This window comes from Sphingobacterium spiritivorum (assembly GCF_016725325.1).
In the GTDB taxonomy this organism is placed as follows: Bacteria; Bacteroidota; Bacteroidia; order Sphingobacteriales; family Sphingobacteriaceae; genus Sphingobacterium.
Map to the genome: position 1 here is coordinate 3589392 of NZ_CP068083.1, position 19691 is coordinate 3609082.

19 protein-coding genes are annotated in these 19691 nt (G+C 39.8%); 17 read left to right on the top strand and 2 right to left on the bottom strand.

What is annotated here, in order from left to right; translation table 11 throughout:
* Positions 1-49 precede the first annotated feature (49 nt).
* Together I6J02_RS15030 and I6J02_RS15035 are read right to left on the bottom strand one after the other, a co-directional pair.
* Entirely contained in the window at positions 50-763 is a 714-nt protein-coding gene (locus I6J02_RS15030; protein WP_201678662.1) for a DUF2071 domain-containing protein, read from the bottom strand.
* Positions 764-775: 12 nt separating this feature from the next.
* On the bottom strand, positions 776-1417 hold the full coding sequence (locus tag I6J02_RS15035) for a CatB-related O-acetyltransferase (protein WP_201678663.1): 642 nt from the start codon (positions 1415-1417) through the stop codon (positions 776-778).
* A 215-nt stretch (positions 1418-1632) separates the two neighbouring features.
* On the opposite strand from I6J02_RS15035, the gene I6J02_RS15040 reads away from it, so the two are divergent.
* From I6J02_RS15040 to I6J02_RS15120, 17 genes are all read left to right on the top strand, one after another.
* Complete coding sequence (locus I6J02_RS15040; RefSeq protein ID WP_201678664.1) at positions 1633-2202, top strand: RNA polymerase sigma-70 factor; 570 nt, start codon at positions 1633-1635, stop codon at positions 2200-2202.
* A 108-nt stretch (positions 2203-2310) separates the two neighbouring features.
* A complete protein-coding gene (locus I6J02_RS15045; protein WP_201678665.1) occupies positions 2311-3324 on the top strand; it encodes a FecR family protein in 1014 nt (337 codons plus the stop codon).
* A gap of 166 nt (positions 3325-3490) precedes the next feature.
* A complete protein-coding gene (locus I6J02_RS15050) occupies positions 3491-6748 on the top strand; it encodes a TonB-dependent receptor (RefSeq protein ID WP_236581997.1) in 3258 nt (1085 codons plus the stop codon).
* An 8-nt stretch (positions 6749-6756) separates the two neighbouring features.
* Entirely contained in the window at positions 6757-8184 is a 1428-nt protein-coding gene (locus tag I6J02_RS15055) for a RagB/SusD family nutrient uptake outer membrane protein (protein ID WP_201678667.1), read from the top strand.
* A 75-nt stretch (positions 8185-8259) separates the two neighbouring features.
* Positions 8260-9729: a TlpA family protein disulfide reductase gene (locus I6J02_RS15060; RefSeq protein WP_201678668.1), complete on the top strand. Its 1470-nt coding sequence runs from the start codon at positions 8260-8262 to the stop codon at positions 9727-9729.
* A 212-nt stretch (positions 9730-9941) separates the two neighbouring features.
* Positions 9942-10511, top strand: coding sequence for a hypothetical protein (locus I6J02_RS15065; protein ID WP_201678669.1), 570 nt, complete (start codon positions 9942-9944; stop codon positions 10509-10511).
* A gap of 173 nt (positions 10512-10684) precedes the next feature.
* Positions 10685-11362: an aspartyl/asparaginyl beta-hydroxylase domain-containing protein gene (locus tag I6J02_RS15070; RefSeq protein WP_201678670.1), complete on the top strand. Its 678-nt coding sequence runs from the start codon at positions 10685-10687 to the stop codon at positions 11360-11362.
* A 3-nt stretch (positions 11363-11365) separates the two neighbouring features.
* The gene (locus tag I6J02_RS15075; RefSeq protein ID WP_201678671.1) at positions 11366-12307 is read left to right on the top strand and encodes a hypothetical protein; all 942 of its coding nucleotides are present in this window, start codon (positions 11366-11368) and stop codon (positions 12305-12307) included.
* 1 nt (position 12308) lies between these two features.
* Positions 12309-12860 carry an adenylyl-sulfate kinase gene (gene cysC, locus I6J02_RS15080; RefSeq protein WP_201678672.1) on the top strand — a complete coding sequence of 184 codons (552 nt, stop codon included), beginning with the start codon at positions 12309-12311 and terminating at the stop codon, positions 12858-12860.
* On the top strand, positions 12838-13827 hold the full coding sequence (locus I6J02_RS15085) for a phytanoyl-CoA dioxygenase family protein (protein WP_201678673.1): 990 nt from the start codon (positions 12838-12840) through the stop codon (positions 13825-13827). Before cysC ends, I6J02_RS15085 begins: the two co-directional genes overlap by 23 nt.
* A gap of 26 nt (positions 13828-13853) precedes the next feature.
* Entirely contained in the window at positions 13854-14402 is a 549-nt protein-coding gene (locus I6J02_RS15090; RefSeq protein ID WP_201678674.1) for a hypothetical protein, read from the top strand.
* A 424-nt stretch (positions 14403-14826) separates the two neighbouring features.
* Positions 14827-15966 carry an ABC transporter substrate-binding protein gene (locus tag I6J02_RS15095; RefSeq protein WP_201678675.1) on the top strand — a complete coding sequence of 380 codons (1140 nt, stop codon included), beginning with the start codon at positions 14827-14829 and terminating at the stop codon, positions 15964-15966.
* A complete protein-coding gene (locus tag I6J02_RS15100; protein WP_201678676.1) occupies positions 15963-16907 on the top strand; it encodes a formyltransferase family protein in 945 nt (314 codons plus the stop codon). The genes I6J02_RS15095 and I6J02_RS15100 overlap by 4 nt, the downstream gene beginning before the upstream one ends.
* 7 nt (positions 16908-16914) lie before the next feature.
* Positions 16915-17514, top strand: coding sequence for a phage tail protein (locus I6J02_RS15105; RefSeq protein ID WP_201678677.1), 600 nt, complete (start codon positions 16915-16917; stop codon positions 17512-17514).
* Positions 17515-17517: 3 nt separating this feature from the next.
* Entirely contained in the window at positions 17518-18108 is a 591-nt protein-coding gene (locus tag I6J02_RS15110) for a phage tail protein (protein WP_201678678.1), read from the top strand.
* A 7-nt stretch (positions 18109-18115) separates the two neighbouring features.
* Complete coding sequence (locus tag I6J02_RS15115) at positions 18116-18700, top strand: phage tail protein (protein ID WP_201678679.1); 585 nt, start codon at positions 18116-18118, stop codon at positions 18698-18700.
* Positions 18701-18751: 51 nt separating this feature from the next.
* Positions 18752-19681, top strand: a complete 930-nt coding sequence (locus tag I6J02_RS15120) for a 5'-nucleotidase (protein WP_201678680.1) — start codon at positions 18752-18754, stop codon at positions 19679-19681.
* Positions 19682-19691: the final 10 nt, after the last annotated feature.

Here is a 19691-nt window from a genome sequence, read left to right on the forward strand (position 1 = left end):
TTACCCCGTTTGTACCAAGATAAGACTTTCTTTAAAGATGAAATGTGATTTACTTTATTTTGACTGGTAAAGAGTGCCATTCATGCTCAATATTTTCCATTAAGATTGCATTGTCAAAACGAATACTGTTTTCTGGAAATATGCTCTGATTTTCAAAAAAGCTGGACGATACCTGTCCTACTGTAAGAGGTGTTACCTTCCATTGATACGTGTGAAGCCGTAATCCGTCAAAACCTTTCCCATTGGGAGAATATCCATCACATCCCTTTTCAAAAAAATCAGCAACTTCATCCAGTGTACCGAATATCGACTCTTTAGTAAAAGCAGACGCAATTTCTGCGGAGATAGATACAGAGGTCTGATCTGAACTTAAGATGTCAATATGATAAGCGTGCAGGTTTTCTTTAACTTCAAACGTTGCAAGGTGATGTTTTCCCGGAAATATTCTCCCACCTGCTATCGAATTAATCCTTGAAGAAGTGTCCCGTCTGGGGATATATACTCCTTCTTTAATAATATCTCCTTCATCCCATTCGACAGCAATTCTATGTGCAGCATTTTCGGATCCTATGCCTAAAATATCAGGGAGTCCTTTTGGTTTTATATGTTTTAATCGAATCAGACATATACCCACAATCGCTTTTCCTTTATAAAGTTTGGGTCTGAATGGGGTTGGTAAGATACCTGATATAATTTCAGGATCTGCAGTATAATTGATAAGCAATCTTCTTTCAATATAGCCGTGTATGACAGGTATTTTCATAGTGCAATCGTATTAGAGATTATATTCCTGCTCCGCTTTCACCAATTGATCAATATCACTAGCACAGATGTAAGATTTCAGTGCTTCAAACTTTTCTTCCGGCCAGGAGTACAATTGCATATCTAATAGTTTTGCTATTGTTTCTTCCGGAAACCTGTAACCGATCAGTTTTGCAGGATTTCCTCCGACAATGCTATAGGGCGCTACGTCTTTAGTAACAATAGCTCCTGCGGCCACAATAGCGCCTTCACCAATACGAATACCCGGCATGATGACCGATCGTATGCCCAGCCACGCTCCGTCACAGATATGTGTATCTCCTTTTGTTTTATATGATGTTTCCAATGTTTCGACAAAAGGATATAAGCTAAACCAATCCGAACGGTGAGTATTATTACCACCCATCAGGATAATGACTTCCGCTCCGATGCATACGTAATTACCGATATAGAGCTGATCAATTTTCCACTGTGGTTCCCAGGTTTTTAGACTGTAGGTATCTCCATAGAGATAACGCACGACAGATTCTTCAAAAGATCCTGTCCATGCAGCACTGTAATAACTTTTCGTGCCTTTTATATGAATATTGGTATTGGTCACGGTTTCATGCAGATATTCGACTATTGACCAATGTTTTTGTTTCCCTTCTTTCATGCTATAGTATTCAGATCAACCACGAATATACCCTTTATTCACGGTTTAGGAAGTGAAAAGCAGATGTGAATAACAGAATATTATTTTTATTAAGGAGCCGATTAAAGTATATAATTGTAAAATTACAGGCTAAACTTTGTTTGTTTTGATATAATTTAATCTTTTAAGGGTTGATGTTGATTGATTTTAAACAATTGTCTATTTTTGTTTTGATTATGTCAACAGGGAAAAGGTCAGATGAAAATAAATCACGGGATACGTATCGTGCAAAGGAAGAAGAACCTTTGCGATTGTTGTTCAATGATGTTTTCTATACCTATGAAAAGGCCCTTTTCAGATTATCGTTAAATACCTGTAAAGACGAACATGTTGCACATGATATTGTGCATGATGTATTTCTGAAACTCTGGGAAATCCGGCAACAGCTCCACGAAATCAAATCTATAGAATCCTTTCTGTTTACGATGACTCGTAATAAAATTATGGATCATCTCCGTAAAGTGGCATCTGATGCAAGGTTAAGGCAGGCTATCTGGGAATCTATGCAGAATATAGTTGATAATCAGCCCCCTCCGGTAGAATACAAAGAATACAAGGAAATTCTACGTAAGGCTGTGGATAATCTTCCGGAACAACGTAAAGCCATTTATCTGATGCGGGATGAAGGATATAATTATCAGGAAATCGCAGATGAATTTGATATTTCCAGGCATACGGTGAAAAATCAGATATCAGCCGCTATGAAATCCATTCGCAAAGTTTTTTCTAATTTCCTTTCTTTCTGAAAAATTATTTTCCTGTTTTACAGCGTGTTGTGATTTTATTGGAGAAAAATTAATTCTTCGGATAGGACACAGACAGGCTTGCTCCGTCTTTATTTAGAGACACCCCATATGAAGACACGTATTCGTTATTTGCTGCGCCGTTATTTTTATAATCATGCTACCCATCAGGAACTTGTTGAGTTTTTTGATATTGTTCGTAGTGCGCAATATGATGACGAATTATCGATATTACTTAAAGAATTATATGAGGAGCTGAAGCGTGAAGATCCTTCTCTCACTTTTGTTGATGCGGAGGGTAATCTTATGGAACTTCCGGATAGGGACAGAGTCCAATCCACAACGGATAAAGTATCTGGTGTATCTTCTATTAAAAGGTGGATGGTTGGTCTGTCGGCAGCTCTTGTTGTCTTGTTTTTCTCCTGGGGAGTTTACCGGATATGGGGACATAGAGAAAGCGAAAAGCACGGGGAATATGTACAGGTTATCAAAGAAGCTGCAAATGATGAGAATAAAGTACTTCATCTGGCAGATGGTACTACAGTCTGGCTGAACGGATCATCGCGTCTGGAATATCCTCAAAATTTTGAGAAAGGTAAACCCAGAGAAGTTACCCTTATCGGCGAAGCCTATTTTGAAGTTCATAAAGCTGCTGACTGGCCATTTATTGTACATACCGGCACCATCAGTACAACAGTAGTTGGAACGGAATTTAATGTAAAAGCATATCCTGGAATGAAGGATGTCATGGTAGCAGTTAAAAATGGCAAAGTAAAAGTCAGTAAGAATGATAAATTACTTGCTGTATTGCAGAAAGATCAGGAATTAAGAGTGCCTGTCATAGCACCAGTACAGCAAATGGAAGAACATATCCTCACAGATAAGATGGCGGGTAACTGGAAAGACGGTTATCTGGAATACGAAGACGAAAGCATAGCATCTGTGCTTCTTGATTTGCAGCGCATCTATCAGATCGAAATAATATTAGAGAAAAAGGAAATTGCAGACAAAGCTGTGACGTTATCCGTACGAAAAGATAGTGGCTCTTTGCAAGTGTTGGAGATCCTGTGTGCGCTCACAGAGAGCCGTTTGAAAACAGATAAAACAAACTATATCATTTATTAACACCTAAATAAAAACAGCTTATGAAATAGAAAGACCTATAATGAAATTAAGCCATCCCGGCTGGTCCCCGAAGATGGCTCATGGATTCAATAAACAAGTTACGTCATACTAAATCGTTATCAAAATTATGCATTTAATTCCAAAAGAGTGCAATGGGAGATTATTAATGAAAATATCCTTACTAGCCCTTATACTGACATGTGTCACGACCTTCGCAGCTTATAGCTCCAACGCCCAAAACCTAAGGGATGTAAAAGCTTCTCTGCCGTCGGAGACACTTAAACTAAAGGATGCACTTCGTCAGCTGGAGAAGCAGACGAAAATCAGATTTACCTATATGAGCAGTGATGTCAACCAAAAAACTGTTCAGACAAATGGTAAGCGTACCAATCTGGCAGATATCCTGGATGACCTGTTGCAAAACACAGATTTACAATATCAGGTGATCAACCAAACCATCATTATTAAAAAAGAAAATTCCGAAAGGAACAGCGCTGAAAAAATTACAGCGGGCAATCAACAGCAACCTGTAAAAGGACATATTCTCGACGAAAAGGGTAATAAACTGGCCGGAGTTACAGTGCGATTGAAAGGAACTAATCTGGTGACATCAACCAACGGAAATGGTTACTTTGAATTTTCAGGAGCATCTTCCACCCAACCCGTCCTTATTGTGTCTTATGTCGGATATCAGTTACTTGAGCAAGCCTATACTTCTTCATCTGCTGAAGGAATAGAACTTCGTCTTCAACCTGATCTGGGTAATCTGGATGAAGTAACAGTCATCGGTTATGGTACTACAAGTAAGCGCGTAAGTACCGGATCTACAGCAGGTATTTCCAGTGATATTATACAACGTGCACCGGTAAACAATCCTTTAGAAGCTTTACAGGGGCGTATTGCAGGTCTTGAAGTCAACAGTTCCAATGGATTGCCCGGAGCCTCCTTTAATGTGAGATTAAGAGGTATTAATTCCCTGAATGAAAATGCGAATGCTCCCCTTTATATTGTGGATGGTGTGCCGTATTTTTCTGAATCCTTAAATGTATTCACCGGAGATAACGGTTCACAAAGTCCGCTTGCAGCTATTAATCCTGCTGATATCGAACGGATTGATGTGCTCAAAGATGCGGATGCAACTGCAATATACGGATCAAGAGGAGCGAATGGAGTCATTCTGATTACCACAAAAAAAGGACAGACAGGTAAAACGCAGGTGAGTTTTAATGCTTACACTGGTGCAGGCAAAGTATCCAATAATCTGGAAATGTTAAGTACTGCTGAATACCTGGAATTGCGCCGGGAAGCTTTTGCCAATTCCGGTGGAACTCCCGACCCTGAAACTCCGGATCTGTTCCAATGGAATCAGACTGAAGATCAGAACTGGCAAAAGCTGCTAATGGGAAATACAGGTAAACTTACGGAAGCTAATTTTTCGGCTTCAGGAGGATCTGAGCTGACTACTTTCCTGATGAGTGGAACATTTAGAAATGAAACTACTGTACAGCCCGGAAATAATGGATATAAGAAAGGAGCCGGAATGTTGTCGATCAATCACAGGTCGAGTGATAATAAGTTTTCTATATCTGCAACAGCTAATTACACAGGCGATTTGAACGATGCATTGGCTACCGACATAAGTCAGTATTTTAACCTGTCCCCAAATTTGCCAATTTATGATGATGGAGGTGATTATTACTGGTATGGAAATATACAGAATCCATATGCTTTTCTGGATCGTAAATCAGAATCCCGTAATAAAGCTTTGTTGTCCAGCGGAACCATACGGTACAGCCCGTTGAAAGGATTGAATCTTTCTGCTACGGTTGGTTATAATCATACCGCATTGAATCAGTTGCAAATGTACCCTAAAAGAAGTTTTAATCCGCAAAACTCTACCGTAAGCATGTCCTATTTTGGTAACAGCAGCATCTCTTCGTACAGCATAGAACCACAGGCCAGCTACACGTACCAACTCGGAAAGGGGACTTTTGATGTTCTGGCAGGTACTACATGGCAGCAAAGTGTACGGGATGGTCAGTTTTTACAGGCAGAAGATTTTACTTCAGACTCACAACTGGATAATATCAATGCAGCTGTGACAATCCGACCACGTACATTCAATTATTCCAAATACAGATATCAGGCCGCTTTCGCACGTGCTACCTATAACTATAATAACAAATACATACTGAATGCAACCTTCCGTCGTGATGGCTCATCCCGATTTGGTCCGGACAAACGTGTAGGTAATTTTGGGTCTGTAGGCGCTGCATGGGTATTTACAGAAGAAAATTGGTTTAAGGAAGCCGTTCCGTTTATGAATTTCGGAAAGTTACGCGGAAGTTACGGTTCCACAGGTAATGATCAGATTGGAGATTATGGATTTATGGATAGCTGGAGTTATCTGAATTATCCATATGGAGGAGTAGCTGGTTTGTATCCTACACGTGTTGCCAATCCTACATACAGCTGGGAAAGAAACCGTAAGTTGGAAGGCGGACTGGAACTTGCTTTCTGGAACAGCCGGCTGACCCTGAATATCAATCACTATTACAATAAATCGGACAATCAGCTTATCAGTTCAACATTGTCTCCACAAACCGGGTTTTCCGGATATACGGCTAATATGCCTGGTATTGTTGAAAACAGAGGCTGGGAGTTTGAAATTGGTTCTACCAATTACAGAACGGATGATTTTGAATGGAAAACAAATGCCAACCTGACAATCTCACGCAATAAACTGGTCGCTTATCCCGGACTTGTAGGGTCAGGGGAGGAAGGCCGATTTGCCATTGGTCAGCCCCTGGATATTGTATTCGGTTTTCAGTTTACAGGTGTAGATCCACAGACAGGTCTTGCACAGTTTGCGGATCTGAATGGAGATGGAAAAGTTGATAATAATCTTGGAGACCAATATGTATTGGGGACACATCTTCCTAAGTTTTTCGGTGGATTGAGTAACAGTTTCCGGTATAAAAACCTGGATGTAAGTTTTCTGCTCCAATTTGTAAAACAAGAAGGAGAGATGCTGAATTTCGGATATATGTCGCCTGCGAGTCTGGGATCATTGGCCAATTTTGACAAATCCGCGTTGCGACGTTGGAGAAATCAGGGCGATGTAACAGATATTCCACGAGCTGCAGCTTTAGCAACAGATGACGGTTATAAGACATACAATACCTTTTACAGACATTCCGACGCACAATGGGGAGATGCTTCTTTCATCCGCTTAAAGAATGTAATGGTCAGTTATGATTTTACTTCGTTGCTATCAGTACTTAAGACACAGCGCATCAGTTTGTATGCACAGGGGCAGAATCTGTTTACTATCACTGGATATGATGGTTTTGATCCCGAGACAAGAGGTTACGTAGTACCTCCATTGAAATATTATACTTTAGGCATTCGTTTCACTTATTAATTACGACCATGAGATCATATCTATATATATTTATTGGCTTTATTATCTGTAGTCTTACTGCTTGTGAAAGCTATTTGGACGCAGGTCCTCCTAAAGATCAGATGCCTTCTGAACTGGCTTTTTCTGACGATAAGACGGCTACAGCGTCTGTGACAGGCGTATTTTCCCGCATGAATCAGTTGAATTATCAATTTGCCAATGTACTATCAATGATACTGCCTGCAATGTCAGCAGATGAATTTGTCTATGCAGTAGCTTCAGCACCATATGATGAATTTAAAAATAATGCTGTACTGTCTTCCAATTCTAATGTGACTACATTGTGGTCGCAGCCCTATACTTATATTGCACAGGCTAATCTCTGTGTGGAAGGGTTGGAAGCTTCTACAAATCTTAGTCCTAAAGTTAAAAGCCAGTTGCTGGGAGAAGCGAAGTTCCTACGGGCATTCTGTTATTTTTATCTGGTCAACTATTTTGGTGATGTACCTTTGATTCGGGGTACAAATGTGATGGAAAATAATACTAAACCCAGAACACCTCAGGCAGAAGTCTATGCCGCTATTATCGAAGACCTTAAAGATGCCAAAGAAAAACTATTTCCGGGTTATCCTCAGGTAGATAAAGCAGATGCTAACGGAGAACGTATACGTGCCAATAAAAGTGCTGCTTCCGCATTGCTGGCCCGTGCTTATCTCTATACCAAACAATGGGATCTGGCAGAAAAGGAATCCGGAGAAGTTATCGGTACTACACAATATAAGTTATTGCCGACAGCAGATCTGGATAAAGTATTTCAGGCCAATAATCAGGAAGCAATATGGCAGCTTCAGGTTGTAAATACTGCCGGTGGCCGTAATACATGGGAAGGATTTCTGATCGTTCCTGCAGCACCGACCAGTGCTCCGCTATTTCGCCTTATTCCGGGATACCTGTATGATGCATTCGAAAATGGTGATCAGCGTTTAACCCGTTGGGTAGGAAGTATGACGACTGCTGCCGGTGTGACGCATCGCTATCCGTACAAATACAAAATCCGTACAGGAGTGACTCCGGCTAAAGAATACACCATGGTATTGCGACTGGGAGAACAATATCTGATACGTGCAGAGGCACGTCTGATGCAAAATAAATGGAGTCTGGCACAGGAGGACATTAATGCTATCCGTACGCGTGCAGGATTACAAGGACTTACATTGGGCGATGATGCCGGGGCATTACGTAAAGCACTTGAGCAGGAGCGTCGTGTGGAATTGTTCGGGGAGTGGGGACACCGCTGGCTCGATCTGAGACGCTGGCCAAGTGAAACCGGACAGGAGGGTAAAACAAGAGCCGACGATATATTACCGGCACTTAAACCCAAATGGCAGTCAAAAGCTATTTACTTCCCTTTGCCGGACGTAGCTTTACGTACCAATCCTAATCTGGTACAAAACTAAAGAACTTGGTGTGCCGGAAATTATTTCCGGTACACTTTTTATCCTATTCGTGATAAGCGAAACAATCCAACGATCATGTTAAAAAGAATACTATTATCTCTGATTTGTGTCATTGCGATAATTTTTAACAGCAATGCAGCTCCCCGGAAAACTGTGCTGACCGGTAAAATATCAGGAGTAAAGGCTGGAACACTGGAACTGAATGTGCAGGAGTACAGGGTAATGGCTGCACAAAATAAAATCAATGCAGAGCTTTCGGAAGACGGTACATTCCGGTTTGAATTTGAAATCAACGGACCTGCCCGTGCTTTTCTGATATTAGGAACTACACCTGTAGAGGAAACATTTGTACTCAAAAAGGGAGATGGCCGGGATACGACTGTTTCCAGTAATACAAACCGGTCGCAGATGATCTATTTTTATCTGATGCCGGGCGACAAACAAACTTTACAGGTTGATGCAACGAATATCCCCGGTACATTAAAATTGACAGGTAAATATGCCGACAACAGTCTGTATCTGAATGAGGAAGACTGGAATTTCAACCAGTATAAAGATAAACACCTTAAAAATTATTTTGGCTACTTCCACTATTCGCCGGAACAATACCTTGAATATGTCGAAGACAGAAGAAGGAAAAGACAGGAATTCTTAACCCATTTCGCTCAAAAACATAAGTTGACCAAACAACTCAAAAAGGCCAGCGAAACGGTGTTGTACGGCGATGCTATATTGGCCAGACTTCTTTATCCTAAGATGAGAGAAAGCTATAGAAAAGATAATTATACAGCTCCTGCAGGTTATTATGATTTTCTGAATGAAGTATCACTGGATCAGTCCGGAAATGATAACGGGATCGCTTATTTTTACTTTCTGGACTATCTTTTTAAAGAAGAATATCGTCTTGCAGACACAGATGATGATTATATAGATTTTGTGGCTACTAAACTATCGGGGCGTCCCTTGTATGAGTATTATGCTTTTGCATTAGCAGGGAATTTTAAGAAAAAACTCTACGATAAGTTTGGTACAAAAAGTCCGTTTCCTGATCTGGCAAAACGTGTCAGGGAAAAATATGGTAAACTGGAAGGAATGCTGGAAGGTAATCCGGCTCCACAGGCTGTTTTTGAAAATCTTACAGGAGATAAAATCACCTGGAGCAAATGGAAGGGACAGTATATCTATGTTGATTTCTGGGCGACCTGGTGTGGCCCATGTATTCAGGAGATTCCGGCTCTTGACTCTTTGCGACATGACTATAAGGATAAACCGATTACGTTCGTAAGTATCTCGTTTGACAGTAAAAAAGACCAGCAGAAGTGGAAAGATTTTGTAGATAATAAGAAATTAGAAGGTATACAGCTCTGGGCTGATCCTGAAAATCATAAAAGTGTATCCCAGGCTCTGAATATTCTGCAGATACCCAGATTTCTGCTACTTGATCCGCAGGGAAATATTGTAGATGCCAATGCGCTTCGACCATCAGATAAGCGGATTCGCCTGCAGTTAGATAAATTATTGAAAAACTCTGAAAATAGGTTATAAGAATAACATTCTGTTGAACTTCATAAGAATAAACAGAAAAGAGAACGCCTCAAAAGCCAAATCAGGATAACCCGGTTTGGCTTTTGTTGTTGACAGGCATATTCTTATTGTGACTGTAGAAGTTTTTGTGATCTTGCAGATCATAAGAGTCATTTTAACTATCTTTAATCCTATTAAGCTGCTTACTGTTATTATATAAAGTCATATCAATTATGAAATATACATTCTTCCTGTTTGTTCTTTTATTATGTATTACTTCTTTTTCTGCTTGTAATGGAGTCTCCAAACAAGATATTATAGAGATTTATTATGAAAATGAAGGTACATTGACGAATAAAGCAGAAGTTCCGGAATTTGAAAAAATAGAGCAGAATAGTCCACAACAGATCAGAGATCTCGGCAAACTGCAGATCGACTCATCCCTTTTTAATAAAATAAACAAGCATTTTACAGAGAAGGAAAATTCTGCTGAAAAACACGATGGCGTAGAAGAAAAGGGAAAATACAAAATGTATATCCGCTTATCAAACGGAGATCAGTATATTTTGGATAACACAAATGTCTTCTATTCACAAACTAAAAATATAGCTTTTGAGGATGATAGTCTTGCCTATATAATCCGGGATCATATTCATTACTATAATGCATTTAAATTATCAGAACTCAGAGATTTTGATGACTTTATGAAGTATCAAAAGCATATCAGATATGATTACCTTTCGCTGGTAGATACAACTGATGTCCGGACGTCTTATTCCAAAATTGTATTACTACCACAGTAATATTCATAAGATTTTTTTCTATTTGATATTGCGGTCAGCATAAGGATAATATAGCTGTAATTATTTATGCTATCTAATAGTTATTTATTGGCTGAAATAACTTAAATTCGCTGTACCATATCCTTCGTCAGCACCGTTGACAGACGAATAATATTAACCTGATTTTATATCACGTGAAAAACTTTATCAAATTTGATGTGCAGTATGATGTTGCACAGTTGCAGCAGGAACTTGCTTATTGCTTAAAAGAAGTTTGGACTGATCACTTTAATACCAATGATTATCAGGGGCGGTGGGAATGTATTTCTTTACGATCCGAATCTGGAAAAGAAGAGGATATCCGTTCACATCCGGGAAATAATACTTTTCAGGATACCGCTGTATTGCAGCACATGCCTTATGTAAAATCCATTATTGACAGCTGGAATTTTGAAAAAGAAAGTATACGTTTAATGGCACTCTATCCGGGAAGTGAGATCAAACCACATCGTGATCCGGGCTGTCGTTATCAGGATGGAGCTTTGAGACTGCATATTCCTGTAGTAACACATCCATTGGTACAGTTTAATGTGGATGGAGAAGATATGAAGCTGGAAGAGGGGAGTTGCTGGTACATTGATTTTTCCAAAGTGCACTGGATCAAAAATGCAAGTGATACCGTACGGGTACATCTGGTGATAGATGGAAAGAGCAATGGATATATGGATGATATCTTTGCGGAGCACGGTATACCATCATATGAAAAACCTGTATATGATGAAAAAACAAAGTTGGCTATGATCGCTCAGTTAGAACTGATGGATACCGATACGGCCAGGGAGATTATCAAACAACTAAAAGGGGAAGATTGAGCTATGTTGTATAACTGGATCCCTTATTCTCTGAAGTGGGAAGAAAACGAATGGAAAGTTCTTTGGCTGGATCTTGCAGATCATATTATTCAGGAATCTTTCTTTGATGAAACCATCCTAAATCAACGCATCTATATGCGTAACCGTTCAAAATATCAACCGCAAAGTGCTGTAGAATACATTCTGAAGCTAGCAGATGAGCTGGAGAATATAGCACCTACTGCATTTGTATTTCATGTATCGCGCTGCGGGTCTACATTACTTTCCCAGTGTTTGGCCACAGATCACAGCAATGTTGTGATACCGGAAGCACCTATTCTGGACGAAATATTACGTATAGAAGAATTTGACTTTACGCTGTTGCCGTTAAAGGAACAGCTATTCAAAGCTGTAGTGAAACTGATGGGGCAGAAAAGATTAGCTTTTCAGACAAAATACTTTATAAAGCTGGATAGCTGGCATATTCATTTTTATGATCTTTTAAGGAGCTGGTACCCGGACGTTCCATTTTATTTTTTGACAAGAGAGCCGGACGCTATTATAGCTTCACAGAAAAAGAGAAGAGGAATACATTGCATTCCGGGCTATATCAATGAGAAATTATTGAAAGTACCTGTACATCCGGGACATTTTGAAAACTTTGATAGCTTTACAGCGGATGTACTGCAGCAGTTCTATTTCGGTATCAGTACCATAAAAGATACGAACCACCCTCTCAATTACTACTACGATTATGGGTGGGGGGTATCGGAAATGATAGCTGATTTCAATGAAGCGATTGGAAATACATTAGGCGATCTGGAGGGAATGCGTTCCAGGCTAATGCATCATAGTAAATATCCGGAGCAGGTTTTTCAGGCAGAGGAACCGTTGCATAATACCAGTACATTTGAACATACTCAAAAGGCATATCGACAGGTCTTGAATCAGTTGACACAAAAATAATATGGCATTTTTAATCCAAATGACCGGCCTTTCGGGATCCGGTAAGACAACACTTTCCAAAATGCTCAAAACAGCACTGGAAAAAGATGATTACCAGGTGGCTTTAGTCGATGGCGATACTTACCGGGCGACCTTATGTAAAGATCTGGGGTTTAGCAGAGCAGACCGTATAGAGAATATAAGAAGACTGGGGGCCGTCGCTGCAGAGCTGAGTAAACAAAATGATGTTGTTATTGTTGCTGCTATCAATCCCTACGAAGAGGGGAGAAACCTCTTGCTGAAGTATAACAGTCAGCTTGTCTATATTAAATGTGATCTCCCGACACTTATAGAGCGGGATCCTAAAGGATTGTATAAGCGGGCACTGTTGCCGGAAGAGCATCCCGATAGACTGCATCAGTTTACAGGAGTGAGCGATACATTCGAACTACCACAAAATCCTGCACTGATAATAGATACTGCAGATACTCCTCCTGAAGAATGTATTGCGCAGTTAAAAGTATTTGTATTGACACATAGTAAAGTTAAAAATGAATCATTCCGAACCCAATAATTTCAAAACTGAACAGCCATTGTCTGAAGAACCATTCGCTTTTCTATCGGCTTACTCCGCATTTCATCTGGAAAGAAAAGCACATAACAGGGCTACTGATGAATCTTTTGCACGCACTTCAAATGCGTTCTTAGCTATTTTTGAGCTTGGGCTTTTTGATACGATTAATTTTCTGTTTAACGAGTATACAGATGTGGAAAGTTTCAGGCAATGGATTATATGTAAAAAAGGTGTGGAATTTTATAAGAGTGCACGCCTGAAATTTGAAGAATGGGAAATACAGCGGGATGTTAAAACAGAAAATTATAGCAGTAAAATACTGACAGAAGAACAATTAAAGTATTGGGAAGAACAGGGATATCTGAAAATCTCCGGATTGGTATCCGAAGAGGACTGTGATGCTGTTGTAGATCATATTTGTTCGGTATTATCCATAAATTTAGAAAAACCGGAGACTTGGTATCAGGAACAATACGCTCTGCAGGGGATTATGCTGCCGGATGCAGTTGGTGCTGCAGTGGAAAAAGTCCGAAACAATACAGCTGTCAGAGCCGTATTTACTGATCTGTACAGAAGTGATGCAATCTTTCCTAATATTCTGCCATTAGGATACAACCCACCCGAAAGTATGGGATACGCCTTCAGAGGAAGTCGTATTCACTGGGATATTGATTTTTCAATAGGTCCGCGCTATCATATACAAGGGCTGCTTTATTTGCATGATGTTCCGGAGCATGGCGGAGCATTTAGCCTTGTTCCGGGGTATCATAAGCAAATTGATCGGTTACTGGAAGAATATGGTTCTCCGGAAGCTGCAATGCAATATCTGGCTGGTGCAAATCTGGAAAAACATATCAGTGGTAAAAAGGGAGATCTTATCCTGTGGATAGAATCCCTTCCGCATGCCGCTACCGCTAATAAATCTGATAATCCACGCTTTGTACAATATATTAACTTCGGCAGATAATAAGGATCTTATACGTTATAATACTTATGAACAATACAGCAGATAACCTGAACAGTTTCCAGGCAGAAACTGAATTTCAGGAAGAAACGATACGCGTTATTAATTTTCTGAATGAGATCGGGATTCCGGTATTGGAGCAGAAAAATAAGCAGGAAAGCTTTTTGCCGGGTATATATATTGATAAAGGCCGACTTTTGATTGACCGGACAAAACTTTTACACCCCGGCGATATTCTACATGAAGCCGGTCATATTGCAGTGATGTCTGCTGAAGAAAGAAGGCTGTCATCAGGAGACTTATTTGAGCATATAGATAAAAATGCATTGGAAGGCTATGAATTATCTGCTATAGCGTGGAGTTATGCGGCTTGTGCCTTTCTGAATCTTCCAGCATCGTTTGTTTTTCATGATAAAGGATATAAGGGAGACGCTGACATGCTCATCGAAAACTTTGAACAGGGTAATTACCTGTTTACTCCGCTGCTTCAGTATTACGGACTCTGTTACGAAATCAAAAATGCAGTGCTTCATCAGGTAGCTCCCTATCCGCATATGTTAAAGTGGATACGTGAATAATTAAGGAAGATTCTGCTGTGAAAACTTATATTTACATCCTGATAAAGATATAATTTTAGTTACTGGTTGTATATGCAGGACCTGGTAACAGGTTGCAGGTTATATATTTACCTTTTGTCCTCTTTTTGTCCCCCCTGATTTTACCCTCAGAAACACTTCAATTATGTAAAATTGTAGAAAGTATAATTGCATATTTTTTTAGTAAAAATAATTTTTAATAAAAAATATAAAAATTTGCAATTATGTGAAATGAATAATATTATATTTGTATACCAAAATTATTAACGCGTACCTATATAATATAGAAAAACAAACCAATCATTAACAGATAGATTTTTCTATTCGTTGTTTTCCGGGATCGTTCTGAGCGTCACAGATGCTTGGATTGATATTCAGAATGTTGGTCATTAACCTTAGAGTATATATGAACAAGTCTGTCGATTTTATTCCTGATATGAATAATCATTCGGTAATGGAGCATAGCCATTCTTCTGCTAAAAGAGAAGTTTGTTCTTTCCATATAGGTTTGATCCTGCCAGTAAATACAGAACAGCGGATTGCAAAATATTTTCAAAACGGAGTAAAGTCAATTGTAGAAAATACAAAAGAATCCGACGTTCAGATTTCAACGGAATTAGTCGCGCAGTCTACCTTAGCCAGATATACTGAAGCTGTTTCCAAATTATTTGAATTTGAAGAGGTCGATCTCATTATCGGTTTTTTCTCGACACATGAAGTGTCAGCCATAGCTAAACTTTCTGAAAAATTTAAAAAGCCGATTATTGCCTGTCATTTGGGTGAGCATCTGCCCCTTTATACCGAAAAATATGCTTATCTGTACGTATACAGTTTGTCCGTGTGGCAACATGTATGGGCGCTGGGCCGCTGGACTGCTTCAACGTTAGGTCCAAAGGGATTGTTTATTTATGATCTCTACGATGGCGGATATGCCTTTGGTGCTATGTTTGATCTGGGCATGAAACAAGACAGCCCTGAAAGTAAGCTGTCGTTTCATATGCTTTCAAATACGCAGGAAGGCAGTCTGGATATGACTGCTTTATTCAACTTACTGGAGCACGATAGACCTGATTTTATATATGCCAGTTTAAACGGAGCGCAGGCCGGCCGTTTTTTAGATGCGTTTGCAAATTCTTCAAATGCTAATATTCCTTTAGTAGGATTACCATTTCTGCTGGATAACGGTACTTCAACTCCTGAAAATATAAGAGCGTATACTTCTTCAATTTTGTCTGCTTATACAGTAGATAGTATATATAGTAATTGGGGTAAGAACCTGGCCATACTGGTTAATAATATATTCAGTAGTCAGGAAGAAAGTGTTCAGAAACTTCAGTCCTCATCTAAAGAATTATTGGGGACATTGCAGCTAAAGGAGTTGGCCGCTGATATCGTGATAAACCGGAAAAATTCTAAAGCGGATGATTCAGTTGGAGAGAAGAATATAGTCTATCATGTTACTCCTCCTGATGCCGGAAACGAATCATTATTAAGTTTGCTGACAGATATAAATTCAGCATGGACAAATAGCTATTTGACCCGATGACCGCTCCCAATAATATACGCGTTGGACTGATCTGTAACACAGATATTGCTGCTGCTGCGGCAGCACAATTAGCTGCGGAAAATAAACTGGCAGGGATTGCAGTTCTGGATACAAATGCGATATATTTCAAACAGATTTTTGCCAGTGCAGGAGTCAGTGAAAACCATATCAAGGTAATTCATACTACTTCCTGGAAAGAACAACTGGCGGATTGGCTGGCTGTGATAAAAGCAGATGTAGCTTTAGTCTTTGCTTTTCCTTATTGCATACCTCAGCATATTCTAGATCTTCCTCCTCATGGCATATACAACCTGCATCTGGGTACTTTGCCTGTCTACAAAGGGGCTGACCCTTTATTCTGGCAGATTAAAAATCAGGAACAGCAAATAGGTATAAGTATACATAAAATGACGGCAGTTATCGATAATGGACCTTTAGTAATAGAAGCGTTTACTCCTTTGCATGCAGCCGAAAACTATGGATTATTAAGTGCCCGGCTACGAGTAGAAGTCATAAGCTATATTCAGCAGTGGTATAAGGGATTGCAGGAAGGTACATTGACCAGCAGAGAACAAGACATAAGTACTGATCAGGCTTTCGATCAAAAGCCTGCTGCGAAAGATTTACAGATACATTGGTCAGCGCAGTCAGCCTCAGAAATCCGGGCTCTGGCACAAGCCTGTAATCCTAAATACGGAGGAGCAACTGCTTTTTATGGTAGGCAGGAAATACGGATTCTGGAGGCTGAAATCATTAATCTGGAAGAAAAAGCTACATATAGAGCTGGTGAAATTGTATATGCTGACAGCTTGTATGGAGTAATTGTAGCATGTAGGAATGGAGCGTATCTGCGTATACTGACTGTCAGTATGCAGGAAGGATATTTCTCCGGATCTAAATTATTTACAATGGGATTAGTAAAAGGACAACAACTAAATTAAAAATATTATGGAAGGAACTATGGCAGAGATACGGCTGTTTGCTGGAAACTTTGCACCTAAGTATTGGGCTTTTTGTGCAGGACAAACTTTAGCGATTAGTACAAATCAGGCTCTTTTTTCATTACTGGGAACAACGTATGGAGGAAATGGAATTACCAACTTTCAGCTTCCTGACTTTCGGGGCAGAATTCCGGTAGGAACAGGAGCTTTCGGTACTGCAGGTCTGACACTACCTTTAGGTTCAAAGGTGGGTACAGAAAATGTTACACTTCTTGAAAGTAATCTTCCAGCCCATTCTCATCCGGTCATTATAAGCGGAACATTACCTCTGACTGTAAGTAAAAGTATTGCAGATAAGAGTACCGTTATTGACGGACTGTCACTTGCTGCTCCCGCACGCTCGGCAGGAAGAGCAAAAACACCAACATTAGGATACAACAGTCAGGCCGGTTCAGTCAGCTTAAATCCGACAAGTATAGATCTCACAGGTATGACATTGACATTGGCACCTGTCGGCAATACTAATAATGCTCACAGTAACTTTCAACCTGCTTTAGGAATGAATTATATTATTTGTTTACAAGGAATTTATCCATCAAGAAATTAAATTATGGAAGGATACATAGCAGAAGTAAGAGGTTTTGCCGGAAATTTTCCTCCGGCTGGCTGGTTTTTTTGTGACGGAAAATTATTAAGTATAAATGATTATCAGGTTTTGTACTCAGTGATAGGAACAACTTATGGCGGAGATGGTGTTAACACATTTGGCGTACCTGATCTCAGAGGAAGGGTACCTATTGGTACAGGGCAAGGTCTTGGATTAACAAATGTTGTACTGGGACAGGTAATGGGAACGGAGACAGTTACATTATCGTCTGCGCAATTGCCTGTACACACGCATAATGCAGTAGTGAATGCCGCAAATGTTCCGTTTGCGATAAAAGTAAGCCCGGCAGCAGCGACTCTTCATGCAGCAGCGACAGGCTCACAATTGGGGCAACCGATGGCTGACAGTACCCCTACATTGGGATATACTTCAGCTAATCCGGATAAGACAATGAGTGATAGCTCGTTGAATGCGAGTGGATTAACTGTGACTACGGGAACGATGGGAAGCTCCTTGCCTCACGAAAATATGCAACCTTTTTTAACAACAAATTATATTATATGTGCTGAAGGAATATATCCTTCACGAAATTAATAACATTATGGACGGAACAATAGGAGAAATCAGACTTTTTGCCGGGACCTTTGCACCAAAAAACTGGGCGTTTTGTCAAGGGCAACTTATAGCAGTCAGAACTAATACGGCTTTATTTTCTATTATAGGTACTTATTATGGGGGCAACGGAACAACAACATTTGGACTTCCTGACTTTCAGGGAAGAACAATGATAGGTGCTGGACCGGGACCGGGACTTACACCAAGAGATATAGGTGAGCAAGGTGGTGCTGCAAATGTTATGCTGACCTTGCCGGAAATAAATGCGCATAATCATATCGTAACCAGAAATGGTGCCCCTAAGCTTAAGATCAGTTCTGCAGATGCGACAGTTGCTACACCCGTCAATGGTATGTCTATTGCCAGACCGGGATACATACAAGGATCTAATTTTGTCTCAACTTTGGGATTTATTTCTGCTCCGGCAGATACCGCACTGGAAGCAGCAACTAATACTATAACCTTTAGTACAGACGTAAAGGGAAGCAACTCACCACATAATAATTTGCAACCTTGTATCGCGATGAATGTTATAATATGTCTTTACGGATATTTTCCAGCCAGAAATTAACAGCTGAATATAAAATGAATCTCCAACGAAATAACCTAAATATAAACTACCATGACTAATCAGCGACGGTCGTTTTTGAAAAGAAGCTCGGTACTATTGAGTGGTATCCTGCTTGCCAAGCCTCTTGCAGGTGCAGCTAATTCCAGTAAAAAAATCAGTTCATTCGCTGATAATAAAAGACTCATAATATACCAGACAAATGACCTTGCTTCCATAAACTTTTGGAGCAGATACAAAGAAATACTCCAATCTATAGAAGCTGAGCCAACATTAGGACTTTTATTGGATGCCGGTAATTTATTTGACATTTCTGCAGATAAGGCAGAAAATAAATCCCGGATAGCGAAGTTGAATAAAATCGGTTTTCATGCCGCTGCTCTGAGTAGTATTTATCTGCACAAAGGCGAACAGGAACTTGCGGATTTACTTTCCACGATCGATTTCCCAATGATCAACTGTAATTATCAGTTTTCCAATGCTAAACTTCAACAGAGAATAGCACCTCATATGATTATTCAGACTAAAGGACAGAAAATCGGAATTATTGCAGTCGCCCAAAAAGCTGAAATTCATAATGTGAAAGTTTGTCATCCGTATGAGGCCGTAGAAAAACTGGGGAAACGTCTTAAAGAGAAGGAAAACTGTGATTTGGTGATTTGCCTGTCCCAATTGGGTATGAACAGAAATCACTGGAACAGCTATGATCTCGCACAGGAAACAGATTGTGTAGATCTGATACTTAGCAGCTCTGCTGAAGGCAAGGTAAAGGGAGCGATGGTATTAAAAAACAAAGCCGGAAAGGAAGTCATTCTTAGTCAGGCTTTAAAGGAAGGAAAGCTCTTGTCGAAAAACATAGTAAATTATGATGCGCAGAATAACTGGCATACTTATGATCATCAGTATCTCATGCCGGCTAATCAATACGCAACGAATAAGGAGATCTATCGGGAGTTAAGTGGGATAAAACAACAAAACACATAAATTTCATATA

Coding starts and splice junctions, on each gene's coding strand:
- I6J02_RS15030 (WP_201678662.1), bottom strand. CDS start 763: ATGAAAATACCTGTCATACACGGCTATATTGAAAGAAGATTGCTTATC.
- I6J02_RS15035 (WP_201678663.1), bottom strand. CDS start 1,417: ATGAAAGAAGGGAAACAAAAACATTGGTCAATAGTCGAATATCTGCAT.
- I6J02_RS15040 (WP_201678664.1), top strand. CDS start 1,633: ATGTCAACAGGGAAAAGGTCAGATGAAAATAAATCACGGGATACGTAT.
- I6J02_RS15045 (WP_201678665.1), top strand. CDS start 2,311: ATGAAGACACGTATTCGTTATTTGCTGCGCCGTTATTTTTATAATCAT.
- I6J02_RS15050 (WP_236581997.1), top strand. CDS start 3,491: ATGAAAATATCCTTACTAGCCCTTATACTGACATGTGTCACGACCTTC.
- I6J02_RS15055 (WP_201678667.1), top strand. CDS start 6,757: ATGAGATCATATCTATATATATTTATTGGCTTTATTATCTGTAGTCTT.
- I6J02_RS15060 (WP_201678668.1), top strand. CDS start 8,260: ATGTTAAAAAGAATACTATTATCTCTGATTTGTGTCATTGCGATAATT.
- I6J02_RS15065 (WP_201678669.1), top strand. CDS start 9,942: ATGAAATATACATTCTTCCTGTTTGTTCTTTTATTATGTATTACTTCT.
- I6J02_RS15075 (WP_201678671.1), top strand. CDS start 11,366: ATGTTGTATAACTGGATCCCTTATTCTCTGAAGTGGGAAGAAAACGAA.
- cysC (WP_201678672.1), top strand. CDS start 12,309: ATGGCATTTTTAATCCAAATGACCGGCCTTTCGGGATCCGGTAAGACA.
- I6J02_RS15085 (WP_201678673.1), top strand. CDS start 12,838: ATGAATCATTCCGAACCCAATAATTTCAAAACTGAACAGCCATTGTCT.
- I6J02_RS15090 (WP_201678674.1), top strand. CDS start 13,854: ATGAACAATACAGCAGATAACCTGAACAGTTTCCAGGCAGAAACTGAA.
- I6J02_RS15095 (WP_201678675.1), top strand. CDS start 14,827: ATGAACAAGTCTGTCGATTTTATTCCTGATATGAATAATCATTCGGTA.
- I6J02_RS15100 (WP_201678676.1), top strand. CDS start 15,963: ATGACCGCTCCCAATAATATACGCGTTGGACTGATCTGTAACACAGAT.
- I6J02_RS15105 (WP_201678677.1), top strand. CDS start 16,915: ATGGAAGGAACTATGGCAGAGATACGGCTGTTTGCTGGAAACTTTGCA.
- I6J02_RS15110 (WP_201678678.1), top strand. CDS start 17,518: ATGGAAGGATACATAGCAGAAGTAAGAGGTTTTGCCGGAAATTTTCCT.
- I6J02_RS15115 (WP_201678679.1), top strand. CDS start 18,116: ATGGACGGAACAATAGGAGAAATCAGACTTTTTGCCGGGACCTTTGCA.
- I6J02_RS15120 (WP_201678680.1), top strand. CDS start 18,752: ATGACTAATCAGCGACGGTCGTTTTTGAAAAGAAGCTCGGTACTATTG.